The sequence below is a fragment of the Rheinheimera sp. 4Y26 genome, assembly GCF_025245835.1.
Lineage (GTDB): Bacteria > Pseudomonadota > Gammaproteobacteria > Enterobacterales > Alteromonadaceae > Pararheinheimera.
In genome coordinates this window covers 554,736-573,042 of sequence record NZ_JAOBWS010000001.1, presented here as the reverse complement: position 1 = coordinate 573,042, position 18,307 = coordinate 554,736, and the positions used below count along the sequence as shown (strand labels likewise).

Annotated in this window: 17 protein-coding genes; 6 read left to right on the top strand and 11 right to left on the bottom strand. The window is 50.0% G+C overall.

Translation table 11 applies throughout. The features are described from left to right. The first annotated feature begins 50 nt into the window (after positions 1-50). The 5 genes from N3Z11_RS02400 to yacG all read left to right on the top strand — a co-directional run bounded on the left by N3Z11_RS02400 (position 51) and on the right by yacG (position 3,945). Positions 51-1,277, top strand: coding sequence for a type II secretion system F family protein (locus tag N3Z11_RS02400; RefSeq protein ID WP_260655543.1), 1,227 nt, complete (start codon positions 51-53; stop codon positions 1,275-1,277). Then, a complete protein-coding gene (locus N3Z11_RS02395) occupies positions 1,274-2,176 on the top strand; it encodes an A24 family peptidase (protein WP_313771324.1) in 903 nt (300 codons plus the stop codon). Before N3Z11_RS02400 ends, N3Z11_RS02395 begins: the two co-directional genes overlap by 4 nt. Positions 2,177-2,182: 6 nt before the next feature. Further along, positions 2,183-2,806 carry a dephospho-CoA kinase gene (gene coaE, locus N3Z11_RS02390; protein ID WP_260655542.1) on the top strand — a complete coding sequence of 208 codons (624 nt, stop codon included), beginning with the start codon at positions 2,183-2,185 and terminating at the stop codon, positions 2,804-2,806. A gap of 62 nt (positions 2,807-2,868) precedes the next feature. Continuing rightward, on the top strand, positions 2,869-3,615 hold the full coding sequence (gene zapD / locus N3Z11_RS02385; protein WP_260655541.1) for a cell division protein ZapD: 747 nt from the start codon (positions 2,869-2,871) through the stop codon (positions 3,613-3,615). A 96-nt stretch (positions 3,616-3,711) separates the two neighbouring features. Beyond that, positions 3,712-3,945 (top strand): DNA gyrase inhibitor YacG, encoded by a 234-nt coding sequence (yacG, locus tag N3Z11_RS02380; protein WP_260655540.1) that lies wholly within the window; start codon positions 3,712-3,714, stop codon positions 3,943-3,945. 50 nt (positions 3,946-3,995) lie between these two features. Here the strand turns inward: yacG and mutT are convergent, their stop codons facing one another. The 3 genes from mutT to N3Z11_RS02365 form a co-directional block, all read right to left on the bottom strand. After that, the gene (mutT, locus tag N3Z11_RS02375) at positions 3,996-4,400 is read right to left on the bottom strand and encodes an 8-oxo-dGTP diphosphatase MutT (protein WP_260655539.1); all 405 of its coding nucleotides are present in this window, start codon (positions 4,398-4,400) and stop codon (positions 3,996-3,998) included. A gap of 126 nt (positions 4,401-4,526) precedes the next feature. Next, positions 4,527-7,238 carry a preprotein translocase subunit SecA gene (gene secA, locus N3Z11_RS02370; RefSeq protein ID WP_260655538.1) on the bottom strand — a complete coding sequence of 904 codons (2,712 nt, stop codon included), beginning with the start codon at positions 7,236-7,238 and terminating at the stop codon, positions 4,527-4,529. A 16-nt stretch (positions 7,239-7,254) separates the two neighbouring features. After that, the gene (locus N3Z11_RS02365) at positions 7,255-8,211 is read right to left on the bottom strand and encodes a M23 family metallopeptidase (protein WP_260655537.1); all 957 of its coding nucleotides are present in this window, start codon (positions 8,209-8,211) and stop codon (positions 7,255-7,257) included. A 29-nt stretch (positions 8,212-8,240) separates the two neighbouring features. Between N3Z11_RS02365 and N3Z11_RS02360 the strand changes: the two genes are divergently transcribed. Then, the gene (locus N3Z11_RS02360; protein ID WP_260655536.1) at positions 8,241-8,705 is read left to right on the top strand and encodes a DUF721 domain-containing protein; all 465 of its coding nucleotides are present in this window, start codon (positions 8,241-8,243) and stop codon (positions 8,703-8,705) included. Positions 8,706-8,792: 87 nt separating this feature from the next. On the opposite strand, the gene lpxC is transcribed toward N3Z11_RS02360, so the two are convergent. The 8 genes from lpxC to murD form a co-directional block, all read right to left on the bottom strand. Next, on the bottom strand, positions 8,793-9,704 hold the full coding sequence (lpxC, locus tag N3Z11_RS02355; RefSeq protein ID WP_260655535.1) for a UDP-3-O-acyl-N-acetylglucosamine deacetylase: 912 nt from the start codon (positions 9,702-9,704) through the stop codon (positions 8,793-8,795). A gap of 111 nt (positions 9,705-9,815) precedes the next feature. Next, positions 9,816-11,033: a cell division protein FtsZ gene (ftsZ, locus tag N3Z11_RS02350; protein WP_260655534.1), complete on the bottom strand. Its 1,218-nt coding sequence runs from the start codon at positions 11,031-11,033 to the stop codon at positions 9,816-9,818. 170 nt (positions 11,034-11,203) lie between these two features. Continuing rightward, positions 11,204-12,439: a cell division protein FtsA gene (gene ftsA / locus N3Z11_RS02345; protein WP_260655533.1), complete on the bottom strand. Its 1,236-nt coding sequence runs from the start codon at positions 12,437-12,439 to the stop codon at positions 11,204-11,206. Then, on the bottom strand, positions 12,436-13,200 hold the full coding sequence (locus N3Z11_RS02340; RefSeq protein ID WP_260655532.1) for a cell division protein FtsQ/DivIB: 765 nt from the start codon (positions 13,198-13,200) through the stop codon (positions 12,436-12,438). Before N3Z11_RS02340 ends, ftsA begins: the two co-directional genes overlap by 4 nt. Positions 13,201-13,228: 28 nt before the next feature. Then, the gene (gene murC, locus N3Z11_RS02335) at positions 13,229-14,686 is read right to left on the bottom strand and encodes a UDP-N-acetylmuramate--L-alanine ligase (protein WP_260655531.1); all 1,458 of its coding nucleotides are present in this window, start codon (positions 14,684-14,686) and stop codon (positions 13,229-13,231) included. A 1-nt stretch (position 14,687) separates the two neighbouring features. Beyond that, the gene (gene murG, locus N3Z11_RS02330) at positions 14,688-15,773 is read right to left on the bottom strand and encodes an undecaprenyldiphospho-muramoylpentapeptide beta-N-acetylglucosaminyltransferase (protein WP_260655530.1); all 1,086 of its coding nucleotides are present in this window, start codon (positions 15,771-15,773) and stop codon (positions 14,688-14,690) included. Then, on the bottom strand, positions 15,766-16,965 hold the full coding sequence (gene ftsW, locus N3Z11_RS02325) for a putative lipid II flippase FtsW (RefSeq protein WP_260655529.1): 1,200 nt from the start codon (positions 16,963-16,965) through the stop codon (positions 15,766-15,768). The genes murG and ftsW overlap by 8 nt, the downstream gene beginning before the upstream one ends. Further along, positions 16,962-18,305 (bottom strand): UDP-N-acetylmuramoyl-L-alanine--D-glutamate ligase, encoded by a 1,344-nt coding sequence (gene murD, locus N3Z11_RS02320; protein ID WP_260655528.1) that lies wholly within the window; start codon positions 18,303-18,305, stop codon positions 16,962-16,964. Before murD ends, ftsW begins: the two co-directional genes overlap by 4 nt. Positions 18,306-18,307: the final 2 nt, after the last annotated feature.

The window sequence follows — 18,307 nt, the reverse complement described above, 5'->3', positions numbered from 1 at the left end:
ACTTGAATTTAATAATGGCCAGCAGGTGATTGCCGGCACAAGGATAAAAAATGGCTCCACAACCAAAAATAAAAGAGCAGGACAACTTTTCCTGGAAAGGGGTAAACCGCCGGGGGAAAAAAGCCGAAGGTGAAATTCGCGCTAACTCTATTAACGAAGCAAAAGCTTTATTGCGCCAACAAGGCATAACGCCATCCATTGTTACCAAAAAACGTAAAAGCCTGATCGGCGGTGATGCCAAGGTCACGCCAGCTGATGTCGCGGTGTTAACCCGCCAGATTGCCACTATGCTGGCTGCCGGCGTACCCCTGGTGCAATCCATTGACCTCATCAGCAGCGGTGCCGACAAAAAATCTTTGCGTGATTTAATGCAAAAAGTGTCGGTAAAAGTGCAAAGTGGTATTCCGCTGTCTGAAGTGCTGCGCGAACATCCAAAATATTTTGATGAATTGTATTGTGACCTGGTCAAATCAGGTGAACAGTCCGGTGCCCTTGACCGCATTTTTGATCGTGTTGCCACCTATAAAGAAAAAGCAGAAGCCCTTAAATCCAAAATTAAAAAAGCGATGTTCTATCCTATCGCCGTTACAGTTGTTGCACTGATCGTGACCTCAATTTTGCTGATTTTTGTGGTGCCGTCCTTTGCCGAAATTTTTGCTGGTTTTGGCGCTGAACTGCCTGGTTTTACCCTCTTTGTTTTGGGTATCTCAGAATGGATGCAAAGTTATTGGTGGGTGGTGTTGGCCGCCATCATTATTGCGTTATATATGTTCAGAAAGGCTTATCACAACAACCTGCAGTTTAAAACCGCAGCTGATGCCATGGCATTAAAACTGCCGGTGATGGGCATGATTATTAATAAAGCAGCTGTTGCCCGTTATGCCCGGACCTTATCCACCACTTTTGCGGCCGGTGTACCGCTGATTGAAGCGCTGGAATCTGCCGCTGGCGCTGCCGGCAACGAAATTTATAAAAATGCCATTATGGAAGTCAGAGCCGATGTTTCCGCCGGTGGCCAGATGTTCAGCTCGATGAAAACCACCAACAGATTCCCGGAAATGGTGATTCAGATGGTGTCTATTGGTGAAGAATCGGGCTCTTTAGACGATATGCTGGCCCGGGTGGCTAATATTTATGAACAGGAAGTAGACGACGCGGTAGACGGTTTAACTGCGCTGCTTGAGCCAATGATTATGGCGGTACTGGGTGTGATTATCGGTGGTTTGATTGTCGCTATGTATTTACCAATTTTCCAACTGGGTTCGGTGATCAAATGATGTTGTCTGGTGCAGAAGTATTGTTGTATTTGCAGCAGTCGCCTTATGTTTTTACCGCTGTGGTGTTTTTGTTCAGCCTTTGTGTTGGCAGTTTTTTAAATGTGGTGGTCTACCGCTTACCGCTGATGATGGAACGCAGCTGGAAAGAGGAATATCAGGAATATTTTTCGCCAGAGCTGTCATCAAACGAATCACAATCAAAAACACCGGTATTTAATCTGGCAGTGCCCCGCTCTGCTTGTCCGCATTGTCAGCATCAGCTGTCGGCGCTGGATAATATTCCACTGCTCAGTTATCTGCTGCTCAAAGGCAAATGTCGTTATTGCAAAGCGCCTGTCAGCTTGCGATACCCGCTATTGGAGCTTGGCACTGCACTGATATCTGCGGTAGTGGCCTGGCAAATGGGCGCAACAGCCACAGGCTTTTTATATTTAGCTGTGACCTGGGCGCTGTTGGCACTGACTTTTATTGATATCGATAAAATGTTATTGCCCGATCAAATCACCCTGCCCCTGTTATGGCTGGTGCTGGTGGCCGCAGTGGCGGGCTTTAGTAAAACCGACGCTGCCGGGGCTATCACAGGCGCAGCTCTGGGTTATCTGGCGCTCTGGTCGGTGTATTGGCTGTTTAAATTGCTGACCGGCAAAGAAGGCATGGGTTATGGTGATTTTAAATTGCTGGCCGTATTTGGTGCCTTGCTTGGTTGGCAACAACTGCCACTGATTATCTTGTTATCATCCCTGGTCGGGGCTGTGGTGGGTTCTATCTATCTGGCTGTAAAGGGCAAAGATAAAAATAATGCTATTCCATTTGGTCCTTACATAGCTGCGGCCGGCTGGATTGCCATGCTCTGGGGTGAACAAATCACTGAAGCTTATTTGTTGTTGATCCAGCCATAACGTCTAATGAGCAAATTTATTGTTGGACTCACCGGCGGTATCGGCAGTGGTAAAACCACGGTTGCCAATGAGTTTGCCAAACTCGGCATCCAGCTGGTGGATGCCGATCTAGTTGCCAGAGAAGTGGTTGCACCGGGCAGCCCGGCCTTAACACAAATAGCCGCCCATTTTGGTGAAGGTATTTTACTGAGCGATGGCAGTCTGAACCGGGCTTTATTGCGGGAACGTATTTTCAGCAATGAAGCGGAAAAACACTGGTTAAATCAGCTGTTACATCCACTGATCCGGCAGCAGCTTTTGCAGCAACTGGCGCAAGCCAGCTCGCTTTATGTCATTCTGGTGGCGCCGCTGTTGATTGAAAACAAACTGCAACCTTTGGTGGATCAGTTGCTGGTGGTAGACGTGAGTCCAGACCATCAGCTAAGCCGCACTGCAGCGCGGGATCAGGTTGACACAGCTCAGGTGGCAGCCATTATGGCGTCCCAATGTACGCGTGAGCAGCGCCTTGCTGCGGCAACTCAGCTGCTGGATAACAACCTGCCACCTGAAACTCTGCCGGAAAGGGTTATGGCACTGCATCAAATATATTCAGCCATGGCAGCAGAAAAACTAGCCAAATCGCGAACTTAAGGTTATGTTAACTGACGGGTGCAACAGCAACCCGCTGGCTTTTTTTGGGGCGCACCTCGGGCATGGCAGAACTTATCTACGAACATCCACTCAACGAAAAAGTCCGGACCTATCTGCGGGTCGAATATTTATTCAGTCAGGTTAATCATCAGCTCGCACTTGCCAACGAATCCCAGCAACTTGGCTTTTTTACCTCGTTGTTTGCCCTGATTGAAGTACTTGATCGCAATGATATCCGCCCGGATTTAATTAAAGACGTCGAACGTTGTGAAAGTGCGCTGGTAAGCTGGTCGCGTCATCCTTCAGTGTCTGATGACAGTCTGGAGTCGATGTTACAGCAGGCGGTACGGCTGCAAAGCGAACTGATTCGCGGCGCCAAATTTGCCAATGTGCTCAAAGAAGATAAATTTTTAGGTCCGCTGCGCCAGCGTTTTTTTATTCCGGGTGGCACCTGTTATTTTGATTTACCTCAACTGCAGTTCTGGTACACCCAGCCACTGGATGTCCGGCAAAAATCGGCGCAGGAATGGATAGCTCAGCTGCAGTTGGTGGAAAGAGCCATCAGCTTTGTGCTGACCTTTATCCGCGAACGCGGTAAATTTCAGCCGGTGGTGGCGGAAAATGGCTATTACCAGAGCAATACTGAACAATACGAACTGCTCAGATTAAAATACCCGCTGGAATATTGCTGTTACCCAACCATCAGCGGCAATAAATACCGTTATGCCATTCGTTTTATGCAGCTCTGCGACACTCAGGGCCGCGCCACTTCAGATAAAAATATCCCGTTTGAACTCGCCTGCTGTTAGCGTCATTTTTTAGTTCCTGACATCGGCTGCACACTTAGCCTCGTCTTCAGCTTGGGTGTATAATGCAGCTTTTGTAAATAGCGCACAGGAATTGTGATGTCAGAGCTCAAAGTACAATGCCCAACTTGTCAGACCGAAGTGTTGTGGGGCCCACAATCACCATTCAGACCATTTTGCAGCGAACGCTGCCGTTTGATTGATTTAGGTGAATGGGCCAGCGAAAGCCGCCGTATTGCCGATAAACAGCCGATAGAGGCAGGTATTGGCGATGCCGATCTGATGGCGCTGGAAGATGAGCTGATGCAGCAGGACAATAAGTTTTTTCAATAAACAAACACCGGCTCTGGCTGAATGACTGAGCCGGTGCTTGCTATCGCGCCCTAAGGCTGGAACAGTTGCTGTACCGCAGCCAGAATGGGCTGATTGGCATCAGGGAACTGATAATTACCAAGTTCAAGCTGATGCACCCAGGCCGTTTGCTGGCCTTCCAGCCCTTTGCCTTCACCGCTGAAATCTTCCACTAACCAGACATCCAGCAACACGGTTTTTTCCGGATAAGCATATTGCAGCTGTAACATGGCGCTGGCGTTGTTCACTTTCAGGTTCACTTCTTCCAGCAGCTCACGTTGCAGCGCCTGCAGCACAGTTTCACCCGCCTCTACTTTGCCGCCCGGAAACTCCCAGCGTCCGCCCTGATGCAGTTGATCCGGCCTTTTGCTGATAAAGATAAAGTCGCCGCGTTTTATCACGCCAACGGCCACATGCACTACTTTGGTTGTCGACACTTTGTGTACTCCGGGTTGTTCGGCTTATCTGCCCGAGTTGTATTGCCTGAATGGTTATGTCTGGCCTGCTTTTGCATGCATAAAAAAAGCAGAGCGAGCTCTGCTTTTTTTATGCACTGCGACGGCTTAGCTTAATTTGCCGTGGCACTGCTTATATTTTTTGCCCGAACCACAAGGGCAAACATCGTTGCGGCCAATTTTTTCGCCATCGCGGAACACAGGAGCACCCGGATTGGCCGGTACTTCACCGCCCACATGTTCGGCTTCTTCATGTTCAAACTTCATAGCTACGGCATCAGCTTTGCGGCGCTGTTCTTCTACCGCTTCCACATCTTCCGGCGCGCGGATTTGCACACGGCTTAACACACCAACCACGTCCAGTTTCAGCTGATCCAGCATATTGGAGAACAGCTCAAAAGCTTCGCGCTTATATTCCTGTTTCGGGTTCTTTTGCGCATAACCACGCAGGTTAATACCCTGACGCAGGTGGTCCATCGCGGCTAAATGTTCTTTCCAGTGCGTATCCAGACTTTGCAGCATCACGGCTTTTTCAAACTGACGTAACACTGGTGCACCCACCATTTGTTCTTTCAGCTCGTAGGCTTTTTCGACCACGTCGTGGATACGTTCTTTCAGTTTTTCTTCAAACAGTTTGTTGTCTTCGGCCAGCCATTTTGCCACTGGTACATCAATAGCAAAGTCTGAACGTAACCGTGCTTCCAGACCCGGGATATCCCACATTTCGTCCAGCGATTGTGGCGGAATATATTGGTCCATCACCGACTGCACCACATCAGTGCGGATAGCGGCAATAGTTTCGGTAATATCTTCAGTGGCCAGCAATTCGTTACGCTGCTCGTACACTACTTTACGCTGGTCATTGGCGACGTCGTCAAATTCCAGCAATTGCTTACGGATGTCAAAGTTACGGGCTTCCACTTTACGCTGGGCGTTTTCAATAGCGCGGCTTACCAATGGATGTTCAATAGCTTCACCGGCTTCCATACCCAGTTTACGCATCATACCTGCCATACGGTCTGAGGCAAAAATACGCATTAATGCATCGTCCAGCGCCAGATAAAAACGGCTGGAACCGGCATCACCCTGACGACCGGCACGGCCACGCAGCTGATTGTCGATACGGCGAGATTCGTGACGTTCGGTACCGATAATATGTAAACCACCAGCAGCTATCACAGCGTCATGACGCTGTTGCCACTGGGCTTTAATTTCATCAATTTGTTCCTGAGTCGGGTTTTCCAGCTTGGACACTTCAGAATGCCAGTTACCACCGAGCACAATGTCAGTACCCCGGCCTGCCATGTTGGTGGCAATGGTGACAGTGCCAGGACGACCGGCTTCGGCAATAATTTGCGCTTCATTGGCGTGAAACTTGGCGTTTAACACCTGATGCGGGATTTTTGCTTTGTGTAATAACGACGACAGATATTCTGAGCTTTCAATAGAAGCAGTACCGACCAGCACAGGGCGTTGTGCCTGACGGGTGGCTTCAATATCTTTAATGATGGCCTGATACTTTTCTTCGGCAGTCAGATACACCAGATCCGGCATATCTTTACGCACCATCGGCTTGTTGGTTGGCACTACAATAGTTTCCAGACCATAAATTTGCTGAAATTCAAAAGCTTCAGTGTCGGCAGTACCTGTCATACCGGCCAGTTTTTCGTACAGACGGAAGTAGTTCTGGAAAGTGATAGAGGCCAGCGTCTGGTTTTCGTTCTGAATACGTACACCTTCTTTGGCTTCAATGGCCTGGTGCAAGCCTTCAGACCAGCGACGGCCTTCCATGGTGCGGCCTGTGTGTTCATCAACGATCACAATCTGACCGTCTTTAATCACATAATCCACATCTTTTTTGAAGAGGTTGTGGGCGCGTAAAGCGGCATACACATGGTGTAACAAAGTGATATTACTGGCTGAGAACAGCGAATCACCCTGTTGAATTAATCCACGTTCCTGCAGAATTTCTTCCACCCGGATCTGACCACGTTCGGTTAAATAAATCTGTTTGGCTTTTTCGTCGATGGTGAAGTGACCATCGCCCATCTGGCCTTCTTCGTCTTCTTTTTCCTGTTTTTCCAGCATCGGCACTACAGTGTTGATTTGGCGATACAGCTCTGAGCTGTCTTCAGCCTGGCCGGAAATAATCAGTGGTGTACGGGCTTCATCGATCAAAATCGAGTCTACTTCGTCGATAATGGCGTAGGCTAAATCGCGCTGCACCCGATCGGCCATACTGAAGGCCATATTGTCGCGCAGATAATCAAAACCAAATTCGTTGTTGGTACCGTAGGTAATATCAGCAGCATAAGCCTGCTGTTTTTCCGGATGTTGCATGCCAGGCACGTTAACGCCCACTGTTAAGCCTAAAAAGCGGAACAGCGGCTCGTTGGTTGCGGCATCACGTTTGGCCAGATAGTCGTTGACGGTAATGACATGCACAGCACCGCCGCTTAAAGCGTTCAGGTAAGCCGGCAAGGTTGCGGTCAGGGTTTTACCTTCACCTGTGCGCATTTCAGAAATTTTGCCCTGATGCAGCACCATGCCGCCAATCAGCTGCACGTCAAAATGACGCATGCCAAACACCCTTTTACTGGCTTCACGCACAGTGGCAAAGGCCTCAGGCAGTAAATCGTCCAGGCTGGCACCATCAGCATAACGTTGTTTAAATTCTGCAGTTTTTGCCTGCAACTGTTCATCAGACAAAGCTGCAAACTGGCTTTCCATGCCGTTGATTTCGTCGACCGTTTTAGTGAGTTTTTTCAGGAAACGATCGTTGCGACTACCAAATAATCTGGTAAAGAGTTTTCCAAACATTGTCCAAATACCACTTTTATTGTTGAGACTGGCGTGCAGTCCTGGCTGAGCCATTGAAAATTTTTGTCCGACGGTTCACAAACAACATCGGGTCTATTTGCTGACCATCTTTTAATATTTCGTAATGTACGTGCGGACCTGTTGAACGACCGGTATTACCGATAGTGGCAATTTGCTGACCTTTACTGACCAGTTGGCCAATGTCGGCCTGAATTGCTTTGGCATGACCATACCTGCTGCGATAACCACCGGCATGTTCAATTTCCACCATCAGCCCATAACCAAAACGTTCTCCGGCCCAGGTCACAATTCCACCTGCGGTTGCCACCACCGGATCACCTTCGGTACCGGCAAAATCAACACCACGGTGCAGGGCGGGCTCACCACTAAAAGGATCACTGCGCACGCCATAAGCGGAAGAGAGGTAACCTTTTTGTACCGGCCGGCCAGATAACTGACTGTTCATACCGATATTGTGATTCAGATCCAAAGATTCAAGTAAGGCAAAACGGGTTTGTTCAGTTTGCAGATTTTGCTCAAGTGAGGTCAGCTGCAACAGCACCTGATTTAAGTCATCCAGACTCAGCTGAACGCCTGGCTGTGCGGGCCCCCCCATAGGCGGTGCCTGATGCAGGTTAAATTCATCCATGGACAAATTGGCAGCATCAATTAAACGCTCGCCGACCATATTCAGCCGGTTCACCTGCGCCTGCAATGACGCCACTTTAGCGGTGAGAGCCGCAATCTGATGTTCAGCGCGCTGACGAATTTGCGCCACTTCAGCGGCATCTACCTTAGGTTCAGCATCCGCAACCGGCACCTGTGCACCGGCATCCGCCCATAAGCGGCCTGCGGCTGCGCCTACCCCTGCGGCAATAAAAAACAATAATACCGCGGTCACAGCCCATTGCTTTGGTGTGGCACCAAAGTTGAGGGCGCGATACTGCTCGCGGTAAAAAACTGGTAGACTCATGGGACCTCAGTTTCTGGTTCTTGTTTGTTATGGCCCGCTATTCACGCAAACCTGTCGACGTCGCGACGCTGCTGCAACAGAACACGCTGTTGCAAACGTCTTCGCAGACGGAATTAGTGCGTCAACTTAATACCGAATTAATCCAAATCCTGCAACTGGAAAAACCGTTTTTCTGCAAGGTTAGCCGCATTGAACAAGGCAGAGTGCAGATTTTGTGCACATCAGCGGCCTGGGCAACGCGGATCAAGATGCAAAGAGGCGCTATTCTAGACAATTTCAGGCAAAAAATCTTGCCTGATTTAGCAGGTCTGGATATCGAAATCAGCCCAAACAGCGATATTCGTTATCAAACCAGTCAAAACCAGACAGAAGCCCCAACTAACCGCCAAATATCGGAGCAAGCCGGTGCTTATTTACTGGCGGCAGCAGAAAATGCCGACCCGGAACTGGCCAAAAGATTACGCCGGCTGGCCGAACTGGCCGGCAAAAAATAACCGCGGTGTTTTTCCGGTTTTGTTAATCACAAGCGAAAAAAAACCTCACAGGGTAACCGGTGAGGTTTTTTTTGAGCCAGCAGCGACTTAAGCCATCTGCGGCGCCAGATAAGAAATCGGCAACTGTGCAGGTTTGTCAAAAGTGACAAATTCCCAGTTTTCCTGATCGGCCAGTACGGCACACAGCAACTGGTTATTCAGCGCATGGCCGGTTTTATAAGATTTAAACTCACCCAGAATGCTGTAACCGGCCATATATAAGTCGCCGATGGCATCGAGGATTTTGTGTTTAATAAATTCGTCGTCATAACGCAGGCCGTCCTGGTTTAATACCCGGAATTCGTCCAGCACTACGGCGTTGTCAAAACTGCCACCCAGAGCCAGATTATTGGCACGCAGATATTCAATATCCTGCAGGAAACCAAAGGTACGGGCGCGGCTGATATCTTTAATAAAACCAGCAGCAGAGAAATCCAGTTTCATCCGTTGTTTGGTTTCTGAGATCACCGGGTGATCAAAGTCGATGGCAAAATCAATACGGAAACCATGGTGTGGCTTAAATTCAGCCCACTTATCACCATCTTCCACCCGCACTGCTTTTTTGATGCGGATAAATTTTTTCGCCAGCTTTTGTTCAGCAACACCTGCTTCAAGCAGCAGGTACACAAAAGGATTGGCACTGCCGTCCATAATTGGAATTTCGGCGGCGTCTACTTCCACAATCAGGTTATCAATGCCTAAACCGGCAATGGCAGCCATTAAATGTTCGGTGGTGGATAACCGCACACCGTTTGGGTTAATCAAGCAGGTACACATCACAGTATCACCAACCAGTTCAGGTGCTACTTTGAAGTCAACTATAGGGTCAAGGTCAACACGACGAAACACAATACCTGTGTTGTCAGGCGCAGGCCGGAGAGTAAGCGTAACCTTCTCGCCCTTGTGCAGACCAACTCCGATAGAGCTGACAGTTTTATTGATAGTACGTTGTTTAATCATCACTTTTCGTCCTGTTCAAAATTTGAACAAACCCAAACGGCGGCGAAGCATAGCATATGTTAACAACATTGCCAATGCTGTGAGCTTATCCGCCCTGTGTCACAGACTGACTTAATCAGCCTGTTTACGCAGGAAAGCCGGAATATCAAAAATGTCGATATTGGCTTTGTTATCTGCCTGCGGCTTGTTTTGTACACTTTCCACTGCGGCTGTAACCGGCATAGCTTCGCGCATATCGCGGGCGGCGTTGCCTGCATTACCGTACACAGTGCCGGCGTTACCATAAACGCTGCCTGAATGGTTGTTGTACTGGGCACGTACCGGCTCAGCAGCACGGTGGTGGCCATGGACCAGACTGATATCTGGTTTACGCTCAGCGCCAATGCCAGTTGCAACCACTGTTACGCGCAGTTCATCAGACATGTCCGGATCAATAACAGCACCCACCACTACAGTGGCGTTTTCTGAGGCAAAGGCTTTGACCGCATTACCAACAATTTCAAACTCTTCGATGGTTAAATCCAGACCTGCCGTGATATTTACCAGAATACCTTTGGCACCTGACAGGTCGATATCTTCCAGCAGCGGGCTGGAAATAGCCTGTTCAGCAGCTTCTTCAGCACGGTCCGGGCCTGAAGCGCGGCCTGTGCCCATCATGGCAGTGCCCATTTCTGACATCACAGTACGTACGTCGGCGAAGTCAACGTTGATCAAACCAGGGCGGGTAATGAGTTCAGCAATACCTTGCACAGCGCCTAACAACACATTGTTAGCGGCTTTAAAAGCATCCAGCAGGCTGGTGCCTTTGCCCAGTACTTTTAATAATTTGTCGTTTGGAATAGTGATCAAAGAGTCGACATGTTTTGACAGCTCGTTGATGCCTTCATCAGCATAACTTGAGCGTTTTTTGCCTTCAAAAGGGAAAGGTTTAGTGACCACTGCAACAGTCAGAATACCCAACTCTTTAGCAACCTGAGCCACAATTGGCGCCGCGCCTGTACCAGTACCACCACCCATACCGGCAGCGATAAACACCATATCAGCACCCATAATGGTTTTTTTGATAGTGTCGCGGTCTTCTTCGGCAGAACGGCGGCCAACGTCAGGGTTAGCACCTGCGCCTAAGCCTTTAGTAACATTGGCACCTAACTGCAAAGTGATATTGGCAGAAGAATTACGCAGGGCCTGAGCATCCGTATTGGCCGCGATAAATTCAACACCTTCAATATTGTTGGCAACCATATACTCAACGGCATTACCGCCGCCGCCGCCAACACCAACCACTTTAATGACAGCTTCTTCGCTGTGGTTTTCCATTAACTCAAACATAGCTCTCTCTCCGTTTTTATACGCTGACCCCCGTCATCATTGGCGGTACAGGGGCGTTGGCTGCGCTCGTTCACCCCAATCACATAGCTCACTATGCTCATGGGGATTCACTCAGTTGCCGCCTTCCTGCACCACCAATGACTTAGGGGGACTCTCTCTCTTTAAATCTGTTAAAATTCGCCTTTAAACCAGCTGGTGATCTTGCGCACTAAACCACCGACGGACTCCCGTGCAGCACCGGCTTTTTTCTGCTGCTGACGCACGTCTTTGCCGTACAACAACAATCCAACCACGCTGGCGTAGGCCGGATCCTGTACATACTCTGCCAAACCTTTAATTTTGGTTGGATAACCCAACCGCACCGGCATCTGGAAAATATCTTCGGCAAACTCAATGGCACCTTCCATTTTGGCGGTACCACCGGTCAGCACCACACCTGCGGCAATCTGCTCTTCCAGACCGCTGGCACGCACTTCTTCCAACACCAGTTCAAATAATTCCTGATAACGCGGTTCCACCACTTCGGCCAGGGTATGACGCGACATACTGCGTGCCGGACGGCCGCCGACACTTGGCACTTCAATACTTTCTTCTTTGCCCACCATACTGCGAAGGGCACAGGCGTACTGAATTTTGATGTCTTCAGCATGGCCAATCGGTGTGCGGAAAATTTTGGCAATGTCGCTGGTGACCTGGTTACCGGCCACCGGGATCACCGCTGTGTGGCGCAAAGCGCCATTGGTGTAAATGGAGATGTCGATGGTGCCACCACCCATATCCACCACACAAACACCCAGCTCTTTTTCATCTTCGGTCAGCACGGCGTAGCTTGAAGCCAAGGAACTGAATATCAGCTGATCAACCTGTAAACCACAACGTTCAACACATTTTTCAATGTTTTTGGCCATATCGTTGGCGCAGGTGATGATGTGGGCTTTGGCTTCCATCCGCACCCCCGACATGCCAATCGGGCTTTTAATACCTTCCTGCATATCCACTGAAAATTCCTGTGGCAGCACATGCAATAAACGACGTTCGGCCGAAATAGGCACTGACTTGGCGGCGTGAATAACGTTGGCCACATCTTCAGCTGTCACTTCGGTGTCGTTAATAGGCACCATGCCACTTTCGTTCTGACAACGGATGTGTTTACCGGTAATGCCTAAATACACTGAAGACACCCGGCAATCGGCCATCAGCTCAGCTTCGTCAATAGCACGCTGTACTGCCTGCACCACCAGGTTTAAGTCGTTGACACCACCTTTATCCATACCACGGGCAATATGAGTCCCTACACCCACAATACTCAGCTGATCGTCCGCCGTGATCTCACCCACCAGGGCTTTGATCTGCGAAGTGCCTATATCTAAACCAACGATCAGTTCCCGATCCAACGACTTGGTCATGCTTTTCTCTTTTCTGGTTGTACTGCCGGCGGTGCAAAACGTACCGCCAATCCTGTGTCATACCGTAAGTCAACCTGTTCAATTGCTTCGGTTTTATGTTTGCTGATAGCAGGGTACAAATCGATAAAACGCTGTACCCGTTTTAATGTGTCTTCCCGCCCCAGTTTTAATGCGATGCCATTACTCAGCTGCAATTCCCAGGCAAAACGCTCGGAAACCGCTAACTTGCTGGCTTCAAACTGATGCAGTTTTAATAAACTCTGCACATTACCGAACATGGTCAGGGCATCCTGCTCGCTGCCCTTAGGGCCGGCCAGATGGGGCAGTTTGGCGTTCAGCTGCTCAATAGGCGCTTTAAAAACCTCACCTTTTTTATTCAGCAGAGAGTCGTTATTCCACACTGCCACCGGGCTGTGCTCCGTCACCACAACCACCAGAGTGCCAGGCCATTGTTTGCGCACGGCTACCTGATACACCCAGGGTTGTTGCTGCAGGAACTGCTGCACCTGATCAACGTTCACTTTGAAAAAGTTCCCGACAAACTGCTGCTGTAACTTGCCATGCAATTGTTTTGGTTGGATATGGCCAAAGTCACCATACAACTTCACTTGCCGGATTGGTGCATTTTGCTGGTCCTGCACCCAGACCACAACACGACTGGCAAACCAGAGCACCAATGCCAGTGACAGCAAAAAAAACAACACACCACCAACAAAAGCCGGGGTGTATGGTGTTTTTTGTTTGCTGCGAAGCACTGTCATCAGAATCCGCCTGCCTTAATGTTTTTGTTTAGTGTTCATGCAAAGCTTCAGCCTTCAGCTGACTGATTTGCAGCTGTGCCGCTGCCAGCTGTTTGGCCAGTGCACCTATATTGCCGGCGCCCTGAGTTAACAACACATCACCGTCCTGCAGTACATCAGCCAGAGCTCCGGCTAAGTCGCCAGGCTGTGCCACATAAATAGGGTCCAGCTGACCACGGGCTCTGATGCTGCGGCATAAACTGCGGCTGTCAGCCCCGGTAATAGGTGCTTCACCTGCGCTGTACACTTCGAGCAGCAACAGAGTGTCAACTGTGGACAATACCCTGGCAAAATCTTCGTATAAGTCGCGGGTGCGGGTATAACGGTGCGGCTGATAAGCCATCACCAGACGCCGGCCTGGCCAGGCATTACGTACCGCCGCCACTGTGGCCGCAACTTCAGTTGGGTGATGACCATAATCATCCACCAGCAATACCTTGCCGCGACCAGTATCAAATTCACCATATTGCTGAAAACGCCGGCCTATGCCTTCAAATTTGGCAAAAGCTGCCAATACTGCAGCTTCATCAACCCCTTCGTCTGTGGCTATAGCAAAAGCGGCGGTCGCGTTCAGCGCATTGTGTCGTCCGGCCAGATTTAATGTGACAGCTCTGCTGTTGCCGGTTGGGTCAGTAATGACAAAACGGCTTTGGGTACCGGACTGGCTAAAGTCGCTGACGCGGTAGTCGGCGTCATCGCTAAAACCGTAAGTCAGCACAGTGCGGCCAATCGCAGGGATAAGTTCACGCACCACAGGGTCATCGATACAAACCACGGCGACACCGTAAAACGGCAGGTTGTGACAAAATTCGAGGTAAGTCGCCTTCATTTTGTCAAAATCGCCCTGATAAGTTTCCATATGATCAGGTTCGATATTGGTGATGATGGCGGCCATCGGCTGTAAATGCAGGAAAGAAGCGTCACTTTCGTCCGCTTCAGCAATTAAATACCGGCCTGAACCTAAACGGGCATTGGTACCGGCAGAATTGAGTAAACCGCCGATAACAAAAGTTGGATCTGCTTTGGCTTCGGCAAAAATAGAAGCCACCAGACTGGTGGTGGTGGTTTTACCGTGGGTGCCGGCAATGGCAATACCATGACGAAAACGCATCAGCTCGGCCAGCATCTGGGCGCGACGCACCACCGGAATACGTTGCTCCAGCGCTGCGGCCACTTCAGGATTGTCGGCTTTAATAGCGCTGGACACCACCACCACTGAAGCACCTTTGATATTTTCAGCGGCATGGCCAAAACAAATTTCAGCCCCCAGCGATGTCAAGCGGTCAACCACCGCATTAGGGCCTAAATCTGAGCCTGAGACTTTGTAACCTTCGTTTAGCAGCACTTCGGCAATGCCGCCCATGCCAGCCCCGCCAATACCAACAAAGTGGATGCGCTCAACACGGCGCATGGCAATTTTTTCCTGGGGCCTGGTTATTGTATTCATGTTATTTCATACCTATCACGAGTCGACAAACTGCAACGACCTGATCAGTCGCATCGTCGATGGCACAAGCACGTGCCTGATGTGCCATGTGTGCAAGCGGCGTTTTATCTTTTTGCCAGCTTTGCAGCAGCGACACTAAATTTTTATTGTTTAAATCACGTTGCGGCCATAATAAAGCCGCACCCTGCTCCACCAGCCAATTGGCATTTGCCGTCTGATGGTCATCAATAGCTGAAGGCAGCGGTACAAACACTGCTGCCACACCGGCACAAGCCACTTCACTGACGGTTAAAGCACCGGCCCGGCAAATCACTAAGTCGGCCCAGTTATAGGCATCAGCCATATTGTCAATAAAAGCAGTGACTTGTACGCTTAAATTTTCAGGGGCATCGGCATAGGCTTGTTGCACTTCTGTTAACATCGCCTGACCAGTCTGATGCCGGACCTGAACAGGCCCGGAAGCCGCGACCTGCTTCAGCTGCGCCGGTAAAATATCATTCAGCGCTTTAGCGCCTAAACTACCACCGACGATCAAAATATTTAAGCCTTTACTGAAATTATTCTCAGTTTTTACTGCAATCAGCTCTTTTCGTACCGGATTTCCCAACACATAGCGGTTTTTCTGACCACGAAAGGCACTGGGAAAGGCCACCATCACGGCTTTGGCAATTTTTGCCAGCAGCTTGTTGGTGGTGCCCGCCACCGCATTTTGCTCGTGGATCACAAGCGGAATGCCCTGCAGTTTTGCCGCCAGCCCGCCAGGACCACTGGCATATCCGCCAAAGCCCAGCACCAGCTGCGGTTTTACCTGTTTGATCACTTGTCTGGCCTGGCGGATGGAACGCCATAACATCAGCGGTGCTTTGAGCAAAGTGCGCCAGTTTTTGCCACGCAGGCCCGCCACTTCAATGGCATAAAACGGAAAACCAAAAGTAGGCACCAGCTTTGCCTCCATCCGATCGGCGGTGCCTAACCAGTGAATGCTAAAACCTTGCGCCTGCAGCTGTTTTGCCACGGCCTGGGCCGGAAATATATGACCGCCGGTACCACCGGCCATAATCAGCACTGTCGGCATGGTATTAATCATGCGGACCTCCGGCTATGGCGTGTTTGCCCTTGAGGCGTACTTCAAAATCTATCCGCAGAATAATGGCCGCAGCTATCAGCATCATAATCAGGCTACTGCCGCCTGAGCTGACAAAAGGCAAGGTTAAACCTTTGGTCGGTAACACACCTGTGGCTACACCCACGTTGACGAAGGTTTGACAGCCAATCCACACCGCCAGCGCATAAGCGAGAAAACCATGAAAACTTAAGCCTTTTTGCAATGCCCTTTTGCCTATCCATAAGGCGCGCACCAACAATAAAAACAGCAGACTCATCACCGCCAGTACACCGAGTAAACCGGCTTCTTCGGCAATCACCGCCAGAATAAAGTCGGTGTGGGCTTCAGGCAGATATTCCAGTTTTTGTACTGAGTTACCCAGGCCCTGCCCTGTCCAGCCGCCACGGCCAAAGGCCATTAAAGATTGCGTCAGCTGATAGCCGCTGCCAAAAGGATCGGCCCAGGGGTCGAGGAAGGACGTCACGCGGCGCCAACGATATTCGCTGTACACAATCAGTACAGCTATCGACATTAAGCCGGTTAAAATCAGACCGAAGAACTGCCATAACTTGGCGCCAGCCAAAAACAACAGCACCACAGCGGTGCCAAACATCACAATCACTGTGCCCAAATCAGGCTGCATCAGCAGTAGCACCGCAAACACAAACAGGATGATCAGCGGTTTTAAAAAGCCTTTTAAGTTTTCCCGTACTTCGTCATGGCGGCGTACCAGATAGCTGGATAAATACACAAAAAAGAATAATTTGGCAGGCTCGGCTGTTTGAATACCAATAGGCCCCAGATATAACCAGCGGGTACTGCCGTTGACATTACGACCTACCGCCAAGACAGCCAGCAAACCAAGCAAGCCAAACACCAGCAACAATAAGTTGGTGTTATGCCACCAGGCAATAGGTACATTCAGCACCACATAGGCCAGACATAAACCTATCATCACGTAGATTAAATGCCGGATGCTGTAATGCATCGGGTTATCAAACAAACGCTCAGCCACAGGGACTGAAGCGCTGGTAACCATGACAAAACCAACACACAACAACAAAATCATCAGCGTAAAGAAAAATCTGTCATAGCTGGCGCCATCTTCAGCCTGCCACCAGCTCGCCAGATCATCTGTGGCCTTATTCATCCAGTTCAGTGCCAGTTGTTTCATGCCAGCACCTTCTGCACAGCGTCGCTAAACAAGCGGCCACGCTCTTCATAGTTTTTAAACATATCCAGACTGGCACAGGCCGGTGACAACAACACCAGATCGCCCGAAGTGGCATGGGCAGCCGCATATTTAACTGCGGCGGTTAAATCCGCCACCTGCACAGCCCCAGGCACTAAAGCGGCAATGGCCGGGCCGTCTTTGCCCAGGGTGATGAGCAGATCAACCTGTTGCTGTAACACCGAAGCTAACTCAGTAAAGTCAGCCCCTTTGCCATCACCACCGGCAATTAAAATCAGTTTGCCGGAAACTTCAGCACGTAAACCGGCAATAGCAGCCAGGGTTGCGCCGACATTGGTGGCTTTGGAGTCATTGATAAAGCGCACGCCGTTATGGTTTGCCACCAAAGCACAGCGGTGTGGCAGGCTTTGATAGGTTTTTAATGCCTGCACTAAACCTTCACGGCTGGCACCTGCGGCCAGCGCCACAGCAGCAGCCGACAAGGCATTAAACTGGTTATGCCGGCCAACAAGCGACATCTCGGCCAGTTTTAACAAAGGTGCACCAGCCACCTGCAACCAGCTCTCTCCCTGATGCTGCACCACAGCATAATCACCGCCATTGAGGCTAATCGCGATTTCTGCCGGCACCTGTTGCACAGGTTTGGTCAGCACATCATCGGCGTTGTACACCGCAAGCTCTGCATGCTGATAAATGCGTTGTTTGGCGGCGGCATAAGCGGCCATAGTACCGTGACGGTCTAAATGATCTTCAGTGACATTTAAATTGCAGGCCGCTTTAAGCTTCAGGCTATAGGTGGTGTCGAGCTGAAAACTCGACAGCTCCAGCACATACACCTGCACCTCGTTTTCCTGTAGTGCATCCAATACCGCGAGCCCAATATTGCCGGCAGCTATGGCTTTAATACCGCTGCAGCTGAGCATATGGGCCACTAAGGTGGTGACTGTTGATTTACCATTGGAGCCGGTAATCCCCACCACTGCAGGCGGCTTTGCCTGTGCATTCAGGCAAAGCGCAAACAGCTCCACATCGCCCATCAGCACAGTGCCTTGCTTTTGGGCAAAACGAATCGCCGGATGATTGGTATCAAGGCCAGGACTGACCAGAATCACATCCATTTGAGCCAGCCGGTTGGCGTCTAATTCGCCCAGATAAATACCGTCAACTTTTTCCGGCGCTATGGCATCCAAACCACTGACTTTAAGCCGGGTATCCATCAGCGTGGGTTTTACCCCTTGTTTCAGCAAAAAGCGCACAGTAGCAAGGCCGGAAACACCCAGTCCAAGCACAGCCACTTTTTTGCCCTGAAACAATTTATTCATTC